This is a genomic window from Cellvibrio sp. KY-GH-1 (assembly GCF_008806975.1).
In the GTDB taxonomy this organism is placed as follows: Bacteria; Pseudomonadota; Gammaproteobacteria; order Pseudomonadales; family Cellvibrionaceae; genus Cellvibrio.
In genome coordinates this window covers 5,413,712-5,427,976 of sequence record NZ_CP031728.1, presented here as the reverse complement: position 1 = coordinate 5,427,976, position 14,265 = coordinate 5,413,712, and the positions used below count along the sequence as shown (strand labels likewise).

1 protein-coding gene (running past both ends of the window) is annotated in these 14,265 nt (G+C 53.6%); it reads right to left on the bottom strand.

Every position in this 14,265-nt window falls within one protein-coding gene, locus D0C16_RS22555, for a calcium-binding protein (protein ID WP_151034424.1), read on the bottom strand. The gene is 40,707 nt long; 13,097 of those nucleotides lie to the left of the window and 13,345 to its right, leaving coding positions 13,346-27,610 in view — codons 4,449 (partial) to 9,204 (partial); reading right to left, the first codon wholly in view occupies positions 14,261-14,263. Both the start codon and the stop codon lie outside the window.

The window sequence follows — 14,265 nt, the reverse complement described above, 5'->3', positions numbered from 1 at the left end:
GCTGCACGCTCATACCCGCATGTGCCTGAATCGGAGAACCATATTTAATCGAGTCAATGACATTATTCACGGCGTCATAAACTGACTCAGTCACATTACCTTTCGGATCAATCACAAACACTTCGCGATTGAGCGAGTCGTACACAAAATACGACGCTTTTTGCTTGTTAACCGTGGTACCTGCATCGGCCAACGCATTCGTTAACGCAACTTTGAATTGATCGGTGTTTACCGTGTTTATTGCTACACCCAAATCAGCAAGCTGCACATCGCCGTACTGGATGCTGGATACCAGCAACCCACGCTCATTGAAAATGTTTTCACTGATATAACCGGCTGAATCAATATTGAAGACCGCGCGGTTTGCATTGTCGTACAGGGTACGGCTGGCTTGATCATCAGCAGTAGATATCTGACCAACTGCTGATGCTAAAGCGGCCGCAGTAAGTTGAGGGTTTTGCAGGGATTTGGCAGCTACCGGTTCATATACTGGCAGAGTGAAGTTGCTGTTGTAGAGCGCCGCTCCTTTGGTAACACGAACAGAGTCAATGTGCCCTAACCAATCGTATGAAGAGTTACGCTGCGCGTATTGTGCACCTACCGCGATAGCTGAGGTTTGATAATTCAAATTGGCTGTATAGGTTTTGCTACCCGAAAGATTTCCATCAACAAATATTTTTAGCGTTCCTTGAGAGCGTGAAACCGCTATGTGATGCCAATTGCCATCGGTAACAACAGTATCAGATGCAAGCACGGCCTGATTGGTGTAAAACTCAACTTTTCCTGCGGAGTTTATCCACACCTGCCAACCCATTTGGCCGGAAGTAAGAAAGTCTATTGCAACCTTTCCAGTAGTGGAGGTTTTCACCCAAGCGTCAACAGTAAAATCTCCAGTGCCAAATACAAAATCGGAAAGGTTATTTGAAGAGGTTACAAAGTCACCAGATCCGTCAAAATACAATGAGGACCCGCCAAATTTGGATTGCGAAGCACTTATTTTTGCGTTTCCTGAAGCGGTAAAGTTTCTACCAGCCGCAGACTCATCGATGATATTGGTGCTTCCATCAACACCATTAGCGTTTAACAATAAAACCGTATTGAGCGCAACTTCATCAAGCTTTTTCGCGTAGCGTCGCTCGCTCACTGTATTGCCATTCTGATCGTAGCTCAGCTCGGTGAGGTAACCCTCTGCATCAAACTGATACGCCAAACGGTCATCACGATCATAAATATTGCGGATACTCTGGTCTTTGACCGAGGTAGCAAGGCTCAGAGACGCACCCGTCAAATCCAGCGGCAACGCCCCCAATGCCAAAGGTGTTGCGTAGGTTGTGGTTTCAATCACTCGACCTTTGGCATCATAGGTGTATTTCTTGACTACGCCATCCGCTGCGATTTCATGGGTAAGCTGTTGTTCTTTGTTGTAGATGGCGCGCTGCACATTGCCCGTTGCAATACCACCGGTAATTACTGCTACCTGATCACCACGGCTGTTGTAAACAAACTCGGTGACCAACCCCAAGCCTGCCGGATCCACCGTCTCCTTCACCTTGCGGCCTAATACGTCGTACTCAAAGCGCGTGACTCGCAGCGCCGTCGTACCCACCGCTTCGCGTTGCTCTACCACTTGACCCTGTGCGTTGTAGACGTACTCGGTGATCACATTCAACCCACCTGGGTTGGTGCCAGTGATCGGATCGCGAGTGACTTTCACCGCCAGACCTACCGCGTTGTATTCCGTGACTGTCGCGATGCCATCGGCACCAGTCTCTTTGGTGACATGACCTGCGCCGTCGTATTCCCGTACCGTCTGCGCCGCAAGACCACCAACGTCTTTCAATTCACTCAGCAGATTACCTGCCTTGTCGTAACCGAAGCTGCTTTGTACGCCGTTGCGCACTTCGCCCGAACGCTGACCAAACGCGTCATACGTCTGGCTGATAACCTCGCCTTCCGCGTTCGTTTGCAATACCACCGCTCCACGCTTGTCGTACTGGTTCTGCGTGACATTGCCATTGGCATCCGTGGTCGATTTCGCTTCGCCAAACGCGTTGTTCACTTGCGTGCGCGTGATCGCTAATCCACCCGGATCCGATACTGTCGCTACCAGGTTGCCGCTGTCATCGTATTGCTGCTGGTACACCGATACCGTAGACGGATTGCTAGTGAGTACGCTAATCAACTGTTGACGACTGGTCGCATTCGACAGCAATACCGCATCGCGGTAGTGACGGGTCTCTTCAACTTGACCCTGGCTGTTGTAAATCGATTGGGTGACATAGCCATTGCCATCGATCTCATAGACCGCACGACCCGCTTCATCACTGAAACTGCGACGGGTGACATTCTGGCTGTTAGCCGATGCATTAAGGCCCGACAGGGTGGCGGCAATACCACTGGCACTCAGGTCACCGGTTAACGGGATAGCCTGTGCGTACACTGTCGTGTCGATTACATGACCACGACGCGAGGTTTCCGTCACGGTACCTTTCGAATCCACACGGTATTGCTCTTCACCCGCGGCATCGTAGGCAAGGTAGGTGGTACGGTCATCTGCATGCGGGCTGACCAACGCCTCTACCGTGGATTTGCTGACCGCACTACTCCAGCCCGACTTGCTGATCGCGGTCGCGTACTGGATAACACGGGTTGGATTGTTCAGGGCGTCATACACCGTTTGGGTGACGTAGCCACTCGCATCAATACGGTACAACTCACGACCCAATAGGTCGTTAACCAGATGTGTGACCTTGCCGCGCTTGTCGGTGTGAGAGGTGGTGTTCCCATGAGCATCAACGGTGTAGGTGTCTGCAGCTCCATTGCCATCTTCTATCCGGGTCTGGCGACCCAATGTGTCATATTCAACACGCTGACGGATATCATCGCTGCCAAACGCCCCTAACGCGCCCTGGATCGCCGCTGAACTCACCACACCCGATACCATTAATTGCTCGGTATAGCGGATCTCGTCTGTCACACGGTTGGCACCGTCATAACGGGTTTCGGTCACATAGCCATTACCATCAATCATAAATTGCTGGCGATTCAAACCGTCATAGCTGTAACGCTCAGTGCGATCATCCGCATGGACTACCAGTTGCGCAGCTACTGCCGCTTCGCTGGTTGCGGTGTTGTAGTTGATTGCCTGTGCTGAACGCACGACCGCTACGCGATTACCACGCACATCGTACTGCGTAGTAACCACATAACCACGGCCATCAACACGGTAAATCTCACGGTTCACGCCGTCATAGATGATCCGTGTACGCAGGCTGGTCACGTCAGTGTTGCCCGCTGCGGCCACCTGGGCGGCCACATTCGCCACCGTCCAGCTCGCCGGTGACGTAATCACCCGGTCGTAGCTTAATTGTTCAATCACATTGCCGTTCTTGTCGTAACGGTTTTCCGTGACTTCGTTGCGCCCATTGATGCTGTACACTACGCGGCCATCACGATCAAAGACTTCGCGGGTGATACGATCATTACTTGCGGATCCGGATACCGCGGCCAATACCACCGCCGGGTCGCGGCTGTTCAGGGCCGCATGGTTCAGCGCTAGCGCCGTGTTGTAGGTCGTTCTCGACACCACCTGATCCATAGCGTCGTACTGCAGCGCTTCTACCGCACCCACCGCATTCACAATGACTCGCGCACGGTTTTCTGCATCGTAGTAAGTGCGCGTTACGCCGCCATTCGGCGCGGTTTGTTTGATCAGGTTGTTGTTGTGGTCGTACTCGTAGGTGGTGACTAACCCCAAGCCCGCCGGATCCACCGTCTCCTTCACCTTGCGGCCTAATACGTCGTACTCAAAGCGCGTGACTCGCAGCGCCGTCGTACCCACCGCTTCGCGTTGCTCTACCACTTGACCCTGTGCGTTGTAGACGTACTCGGTGATCACATTCAACCCACCTGGGTTGGTGCCAGTGATCGGATCGCGAGTGACTTTCACCGCCAGACCTACCGCGTTGTATTCCGTGACTGTCGCGATGCCATCGGCACCAGTCTCTTTGGTGACATGACCTGCGCCGTCGTATTCCCGTACCGTCTGCGCCGCAAGACCACCAACGTCTTTCAATTCACTCAGCAGATTACCTGCCTTGTCGTAACCGAAGCTGCTTTGTACGCCGTTGCGCACTTCGCCCGAACGCTGACCAAACGCGTCATACGTCTGGCTGATAACCTCGCCTTCCGCGTTCGTTTGCAATACCACCGCTCCACGCTTGTCGTACTGGTTCTGCGTGACATTGCCATTGGCATCCGTGGTCGATTTCGCTTCGCCAAACGCGTTGTTCACTTGCGTGCGCGTGATCGCTAATCCACCCGGATCCGATACTGTCGCTACCAGGTTGCCGCTGTCATCGTATTGCTGCTGGTACACCGATACCGTAGACGGATTGCTAGTGAGTACGCTAATCAACTGTTGACGACTGGTCGCATTCGACAGCAATACCGCATCGCGGTAGTGACGGGTCTCTTCAACTTGACCCTGGCTGTTGTAAATCGATTGGGTGACATAGCCATTGCCATCGATCTCATAGACCGCACGACCCGCTTCATCACTGAAACTGCGACGGGTGACATTCTGGCTGTTAGCCGATGCATTAAGGCCCGACAGGGTGGCGGCAATACCACTGGCACTCAGGTCACCGGTTAACGGGATAGCCTGTGCGTACACTGTCGTGTCGATTACATGACCACGACGCGAGGTTTCCGTCACGGTACCTTTCGAATCCACACGGTATTGCTCTTCACCCGCGGCATCGTAGGCAAGGTAGGTGGTACGGTCATCTGCATGCGGGCTGACCAACGCCTCTACCGTGGATTTGCTGACCGCACTACTCCAGCCCGACTTGCTGATCGCGGTCGCGTACTGGATAACACGGGTTGGATTGTTCAGGGCGTCATACACCGTTTGGGTGACGTAGCCACTCGCATCAATACGGTACAACTCACGACCCAATAGGTCGTTAACCAGATGTGTGACCTTGCCGCGCTTGTCGGTGTGAGAGGTGGTGTTCCCATGAGCATCAACGGTGTAGGTGTCTGCAGCTCCATTGCCATCTTCTATCCGGGTCTGGCGACCCAATGTGTCATATTCAACACGCTGACGGATATCATCGCTGCCAAACGCCCCTAACGCGCCCTGGATCGCCGCTGAACTCACCACACCCGATACCGTTAATTGCTCGGTATAGCGGATCTCGTCTGTCACACGGTTGGCACCGTCATAACGGGTTTCGGTCACATAGCCATTACCATCAATCATAAATTGCTGGCGATTCAAACCGTCATAGCTGTAACGCTCAGTGCGATCATCCGCATGGACTACCAGTTGCGCAGCTACTGCCGCTTCGCTGGTTGCGGTGTTGTAGTTGATTGCCTGTGCTGAACGCACGACCGCTACGCGATTACCCCGTGCATCGTACTGCGTGGTAACCACATAACCACGACCATCAATACGGTAAATCTCACGGTTCACGCCGTCATAGATGATCCGTGTACGCAGGCTGGTCACGTCAGTGTTGCCCGCTGCGGCCACCTGGGCGGCCACATTCGCCACCGTCCAGCTCGCCGGTGACGTAATCACCCGGTCGTAGCTTAATTGTTCAATTACATTGCCGTTCTTGTCGTAACGGTTTTCCGTGACTTCGTTGCGCCCATTGATGCTGTACACTACGCGGCCATCACGATCAAAGACTTCGCGGGTGATACGATCATTACTTGCGGATCCGGATACCGCGGCCAATACCACCGCCGGGTCGCGGCTGTTCAGGGCCGCATGGTTCAGCGCTAGCGCCGTGTTGTAGGTCGTTCTCGACACCACCTGATCCATAGCGTCGTACTGCAGCGCTTCTACCGCACCCACCGCATTCACAATGACTCGCGCACGGTTTTCTGCATCGTAGTAAGTGCGCGTTACGCCGCCATTCGGCGCGGTTTGTTTGATCAGGTTGTTGTTGTGGTCGTACTCGTAGGTGGTGACTAACCCCAAGCCTGCCGGATCCACCGTCTCCTTCACCTTGCGGCCTAATACGTCGTACTCAAAGCGCGTGACTCGCAGCGCCGTCGTACCCACCGCTTCGCGTTGCTCTACCACTTGACCCTGTGCGTTGTAGACGTACTCGGTGATCACATTCAACCCACCTGGGTTGGTGCCAGTGATCGGATCGCGAGTGACTTTCACCGCCAGACCTACCGCGTTGTATTCCGTGACTGTCGCGATGCCATCGGCACCAGTCTCTTTGGTGACATGACCTGCGCCGTCGTATTCCCGTACCGTCTGCGCCGCAAGACCACCAACGTCTTTCAATTCACTCAGCAGATTACCTGCCTTGTCGTAACCGAAGCTGCTTTGTACGCCGTTGCGCACTTCGCCCGAACGCTGACCAAACGCGTCATACGTCTGGCTGATAACCTCGCCTTCCGCGTTCGTTTGCAATACCACCGCTCCACGCTTGTCGTACTGGTTCTGCGTGACATTGCCATTGGCATCCGTGGTCGATTTCGCTTCGCCAAACGCGTTGTTCACTTGCGTGCGCGTGATCGCTAATCCACCCGGATCCGATACTGTCGCTACCAGGTTGCCGCTGTCATCGTATTGCTGCTGGTACACCGATACCGTAGACGGATTGCTAGTGAGTACGCTAATCAACTGTTGACGACTGGTCGCATTCGACAGCAATACCGCATCGCGGTAGTGACGGGTCTCTTCAACTTGACCCTGGCTGTTGTAAATCGATTGGGTGACATAGCCATTGCCATCGATCTCATAGACCGCACGACCCGCTTCATCACTGAAACTGCGACGGGTGACATTCTGGCTGTTAGCCGATGCATTAAGGCCCGACAGGGTGGCGGCAATACCACTGGCACTCAGGTCACCGGTTAACGGGATAGCCTGTGCGTACACTGTCGTGTCGATTACATGACCACGACGCGAGGTTTCCGTCACGGTACCTTTCGAATCCACACGGTATTGCTCTTCACCCGCGGCATCGTAGGCAAGGTAGGTGGTACGGTCATCTGCATGCGGGCTGACCAACGCCTCTACCGTGGATTTGCTGACCGCACTACTCCAGCCCGACTTGCTGATCGCGGTCGCGTACTGGATAACACGGGTTGGATTGTTCAGGGCGTCATACACCGTTTGGGTGACGTAGCCACTCGCATCAATACGGTACAACTCACGACCCAATAGGTCGTTAACCAGATGTGTGACCTTGCCGCGCTTGTCGGTGTGAGAGGTGGTGTTCCCATGAGCATCAACGGTGTAGGTGTCTGCAGCTCCATTGCCATCTTCTATCCGGGTCTGGCGACCCAATGTGTCATATTCAACACGCTGACGGATATCATCGCTGCCAAACGCCCCTAACGCGCCCTGGATCGCCGCTGAACTCACCACACCCGATACCATTAATTGCTCGGTATAGCGGATCTCGTCTGTCACACGGTTGGCACCGTCATAACGGGTTTCGGTCACATAGCCATTACCATCAATCATAAATTGCTGGCGATTCAAACCGTCATAGCTGTAACGCTCAGTGCGATCATCCGCATGGACTACCAGTTGCGCAGCTACTGCCGCTTCGCTGGTTGCGGTGTTGTAGTTGATTGCCTGTGCTGAACGCACGACCGCTACGCGATTACCACGCACATCGTACTGCGTAGTAACCACATAACCACGGCCATCAACACGGTAAATCTCACGGTTCACGCCGTCATAGATGATCCGTGTACGCAGGCTGGTCACGTCAGTGTTGCCCGCTGCGGCCACCTGGGCGGCCACATTCGCCACCGTCCAGCTCGCCGGTGACGTAATCACCCGGTCGTAGCTTAATTGTTCAATCACATTGCCGTTCTTGTCGTAACGGTTTTCCGTGACTTCGTTGCGCCCATTGATGCTGTACACCACGCGGCCATCACGATCAAAGACTTCGCGGGTGATACGATCATTACTTGCGGATCCGGATACCGCGGCCAATACCACCGCCGGGTCGCGGCTGTTCAGGGCCGCATGGTTCAGCGCTAGCGCCGTGTTGTAGGTCGTTCTCGACACCACCTGATCCATAGCGTCGTACTGCAGCGCTTCTACCGCACCCACCGCATTCACAATGACTCGCGCACGGTTTTCTGCATCGTAGTAAGTGCGCGTTACGCCGCCATTCGGCGCGGTTTGTTTGATCAGGTTGTTGTTGTGGTCGTACTCGTAGGTGGTGACTAACCCCAAGCCCGCCGGATCCACCGTCTCCTTCACCTTGCGGCCTAATACGTCGTACTCAAAGCGCGTGACTCGCAGCGCCGCCGTACCCACCGCTTCGCGCTGTTCGGTGATTTTGCCAACACCGTCATAGGTGTATTCAGTGATCAGATTTTTCCCGCTCGGATCCAGAACCACACGGACGACACGACCATTACGGTCATAAAAAGTCCGGGTCACCAGACCTGTAGGATCGGTAGACTCAATCACCTGACCACGCGTGTTATAACGGCTGGTACTAATCAGGTTGGTGCTGGCCGGGTCGCGCGCAATTTGCAGTACCCGTCCCGCTTTGTCATAGGTGCTCTGGACCACGACTCCGTTGCGGGTTTCGGTGGTGACACGGTTGGCCGCATCGTAAACCAGAGTGACAATTTCACCCTCCGCATTGGTTTCCTTCACCAGGTTGCCATTGTCATCGTATTCGTAAGTGGTTGAATGGCCTTCGCCATCAATCAGTTCAATGACATCACCCTGACCGTTGAAGTAAGTACGGGTCTGGATACCTTCGGCTGTCGTGACAGTTAAACGGCGTGCCGTTTTATCGGTGGCATAGGTGGTGATATTGCCCAGTGCGTCCTTACTGGAAATGGTTTCACCGAAGGCATCAACGGTGGTGAAACTGGTAATGCCCAGTTTATTGGTAACAGAGATTTGCTGGTTGCGCTGGTCATAGGCGTAACGAACAACGCCTTCCGGATGACCAGCAATAGCTTTGGTGGCGGCAACCAGGTTTTTGATGTCATCGGCCGATAACACATCCGCATACAAACCGACATCACTGATCAGACCTTTATATATATAACTGCCAGCAGTACTACCAATACCCGTTGTATATAAGCTAGCCGCTCGGTTAATGGTGAATGTGGAAACCTTCTCACCGTCAACATACAAAGATGCACCTTGCGCCACATCTTTATCGAACGTCAGGGCAATGTGATGCCAGTTGTTGTCGTTAAGTTTGATAGCCGGTGACGGTGAGGCACTTTGGCCAGATGCAATATTGTTAACAACAATATTGTTATTTATCAGGCTGATGCGATAACTGTAGTAATCACCAAACAATAAACGCTCACCCGTACCTGCATCTGCTGTCTTCATCCATAAAGACACAGTGCCATGGTCGGCATTTAATTTGGAGTCAGTACCCAATGAGATAGTACGACCACTGCTGGTACCATCAAACGAGAATGACTGCAGCAACGGGTTACCCGTTGGATGCTCATTCGCCACAGTAACACCAGAAGAACTTGAGCCGTTTAACGTTCCACTGGCGCCATCTTTGATGGTATTGCCATTAATGTTATTCGCAGACCAGAACGAGGTAGCCACCGGTAATTCAAACGAGGCCTTCACCCGCCAGTTGGTTTCCTCCACCAGGTTCCCGAACGCATCGTAGGTTTTTTGTACCGAGAGATTATTTCCCTCCGGATCGCGCGTAGTTAAAGTATTCAGACCGCGACGGTCATACGCAAATTCGGTGCTTTGTACTTGCGACGCACTGACCGACTCATCCTGACGAACTACCTCGCCAAACGCATTGCGCACATAACCGGTGGCATTGCCTTCAGCATCTACCTTGCCAATCACCTCGCCCATCTTGTTATAGGCGGTGCTTTGGATACTATCCGCCGCGTTAGCAACCAATTGCGAGGTCAGGGCCGTGGTCAGCTCTCCTTGATGGTTGCCAATGGCCGGGCTAATGCGGGTCGCCACACTACGCTCTGCAATCACCTCAGAGAATGCATTGTATTGCTGTGTAGCAACATCACCTTCAGCATTGATGGTGTGCGTCAGGTTGCCCCGTTGATCATACACATAGCGAGTCACTTCACCCGCTTCATTTTCTTCACTGATCACCTGCCCCAAGGCATCATAGGTGATTGTGCTGCGCACGCCCGCTTGCGCAATGGCATTGCCACTGCGCTCGCCAGACTTACGTCCCGCACGGTCATAGATAAATTGAGTTTCCCGCTCATCCGCCTCACCTACCGCCGAGCGAACACGCACTCGCTCACCAAAGGCGTTATAGTGGTTTTGCGTGACCGCATTATCCGCCGCCTCAACCCCAATTAACTGATTGGCCGCATCGTAGATGTAGTTAGTGTCACGATCCAGGGCGTTGCTAATCGCACCGGATAATGGCAACGCCGCAATTTGTGCCGCGGTATGGGCTGTTGCATAGGCAATCTCTTTCACGCGATTACCCACAGCGTCATAGCGGGTTTCACGCACATAACCTGCGCCATCCACCTGAAAGATCTGACGATCCAGGGTATCGTATACCGAGGTAATCACCTGATCCGCCGCCATTGCCGCGGGACGCAAGGCAACATAGGCCTGGATGGCATTTTTCAATTCCAGTGCACTGGTTTTTTCCGAGAGCGCAAAGCCGAATGCCGCCAGGGTAGCGAGGCTAACCTCGGCATAACGGCGTGTTTCAATTTCATTGCCTTGCGGATCAAATGTGTGCGCGGTGATATAGCCTTCCGCATCAATGCTGTAGGCCTTTTGGCCAAACTGGTCAAGAACAATACGCTCCGTGCGATCAGCGCCGGTGACCGGTTTGAGCGCACTCTTCGCGTGCCGCTGGATATCTGCTGTCGATAGCACCTGGTCATACACCGCAACATCGCGCACCATCCCGGTCAGGCCAAAGTGGCCGTTTGGCTTTTGGCCAACCAGATGATAATCCGTTGCGGTATTTAAATTGACATACCAATGTTCAAGTGCCTGCCCATTGATATACACCACCAGGTCGCGACTGTTGTAAGTCACCGCGATATGCAGTGGCTTGCCAATGTAGGCAATATCCAGACGGTGCATGAACGACTCGCCGCCTGCATCAAAGCGCAAGCCATCGTCATCAAACGCAATAACCAGCGATTCTCCATCGTTGTCATTGCCTGCAAAGTAAATCACTTGTTCACGAGTAGCACGTTCATCCTTCTGCACAACCAGTTCAATAGTACGAGGGTTATTACCCGCTATCGCGGCACTGGAGGGCAATGACGCTGAGCCGTAACGCGCCAGGTTAATGCCTTTACCGGTACCTTCGATCGCGCTATTGGAAGCGCTTACTGCATTGTTATAGGTGCCGTGATAACCATGCGTACCCAGATCTTTTACCTGGGTACCACTGGTTTCATCCAGACTCCAGAAGCCCAGGGGCTGGTCAGCGAGAACAATCTCGTGATGGCGCAAGTGAACTTGTAGTTCCACAAAGCGTTTAACTTGCTCAAAACCGGCCGCACTGAGCGCATCCAGTTCATCCACATCAATACGGTCAAAACGAGTCTCACCAATCGCTTCATTAAAATCGTTATAGAGATATTCCGTGATGTACCCTTCGGCATCCGCACTGAAGACCAGCTTGCCCGTCAGGTCATAGTAATAGCGGTTCACGCGGTCATCCGCTGTACCGGCAACCCCCAGGTCAGTCTCACTAATCAGCTTGCCCTTCGCATCGTAGTGTTTTGCTCGGGTATTCACAGTGTCAGAGGTTGCTACCAACAGGCCGCTCTTGTCATATTGGTTGGTTTGAACCTGGGTATTGAATTGCGCACCGGCCGTGTACCCTGCTGCCTGCAACAGACCATTCACGCTGGTAATCGTCAGGCTATCGAGCGCCTGTCCCGCCAGATTAATGTAACGGTTATAGGACAATGAGCTGGTCACCTGACCGGCCGCATCATAACGCCACTCTTTCACCGCACCCGTAGCGTCAACCTCAAAGCGCAACTGACCGGCATTGTCATAGAGCTTGACGGTAATACGGTCATCACTCGTCACAATCAACTGAGACTCAACACTCAGGCGATCCGCCGTAACCGTTGCTGGATTAATAGCGTTTGCATAGTGCGTTGTTTGTACAACACGGCCGTCAGCATCAAACACCTGCTCACTCACACGACCCAGGGCATCAACCACAAAAATCACATTGCCACGGTTGTCATAAACCTGTTTGGTGGTATGCAGGTTGGCATCGACACGCGCAATCACTTCACCAAACGCATTAATCACCTGTGCTTCGGTTTGCGCCTTGCCATCCGGGTCGCGCACAGTACTGACCAAATCACCGCGCTGGTTGTAATTGAAATGGGTCAGGCGGAAGACCGGATTACCCACCAGGGCCGCACGCAGCGACTCCAGAGTAGTCAGCTGTTTGATATCCACCAGATTGGCGTAAATGAACTCGTCCGCTACCTGACCGGCAGCGGTATAACGGGTTTCATGTACGCGTCCCTGCTCATCAACCCTGAAGCTAGGACGCCCCAGTTGATCATGATAGGTTCTGCTGATCCGGGCCCCTTGCCAGTTAGATTCGTACCAGGTTTTACTGCCGTAACCCAGCACTTCCAGCGCCGTACGGATACCGCCCTGACTCATATCTCCGGTGAGTGGGATGCGTTGCTCGTAACGAATGACATCCACCACATCCTGGCCATACATATCGCCGGAGGTAGTACCGTTTTTCATCATGATGCCGGTGCGGCGCGTTTCGGTAACCGCACCCAGTGCGTCCACACTAAACACCAGTCGGCCCTGGTTGTCGTACGCAAAACGCTCGACGCTGTCATTACCGGAGGGGCTTAAACGCGACAGCAAGGTCGCTTCATCAACGGCGCCACCCCAGCCAGTGGTATCCACGGCCTGTGCATATTTAACCGCTAACACAACATTGCCTTGCGCATCATACAGATGCTCGGTCACTCGCCCTTCAGCATCAATCTCGTAACGCAAACGCCCCAGTGCATCCACAATACGACGGGTCACATGGCCATTTTTATTGGTCTGCGCCAGCACATTGCCATTGGCATCCAGGGTGTAGCTGTCCTGATAGCCCAAACCGTCTTTCGCCCCCACCACACGACCGGCAGTGTCATAGACGGTTTCGCTCACCCGGTTAGCCGCACTGGCCAAACTGGTTAACGCATCATTCAATACCACTTCACTGACCGCTGCCGCGAGACTCACAGGCTGTGCATGGGCAATGGTGTGAGTGAGCAACCCTGCTGCATCATAACGATGCTCGGTAACAAACCCTTCGCCATCCACCACAAAACGCACACGGTTAGCGGCGTCATAGACATAACGGATGGCGCGATCTGTCGCGGTGTGACTCAACGCGGTTTCCAATGCCGCCCGCGTGGTGATCGCGTTGTACGACAGGAACTCCTGATGGGATTTCTTCAGCAGCAAGTTACCGCTGGTGTCGTAGGCCTGTTCCGTCACAGCACCGAGACTGTCCATGCTGTAGATTGCACGGTTGGCCGAATCGTAGAAGGTTTTGGTTCGAACAGCGGTTGCATCGGTATTGCTTGCCGCCACCAATGCATCACGCACGCGCTGTAAGGTCCAATCCTGTGGCTTGGTAACACTGGAGGGAATGACAATCGCGTGGGTATACGCCAGGGATTCAATCGCATTGCCGTTATTGTCGTAACGCACCTCGGCAACACGGTTGGCGCTATCAATGGAATAGACCGCACGACCATCCGCATCAAACACTACATGACTGACGCGGTCCTGGTCAGCATCGGCCACCAAACGCCCGCGAACTTGCTCAACATTTAACGTGCTATTGTCGTTGGCAAAACTCACGGGGCGGTTGTATTCACGAGTACCTACACGCTGCCCCACCGCGTTATAGAATGACTCGGTGACGTAGCCTTCGGCATTCACCGCAAAGATTTCACGGCCAAGATCATCATACGCAAAATAGCTACGCAGCCCTTTGGCATCGACAACCGCACTCACCTTGCCATCAAGGGTGTATTCGTAAGTCTTGGTAATTGCCAATCCTGCCGGATCAACCACCTCACGGGTGCGACGCTGCAACGCATCAAAGTGATAATGGGTGACTGAACGCGCCGCGCTGCTCGCGTAACCGGTTGCCACCGCAACCGCACTGCCCGCGCCGTTATAACGATACTCTGTGACCAAGCCAATACCCGTAGGATCCACGGTGGTTTTAATCACATTGCCAACACGGTCGTAATCCGTTT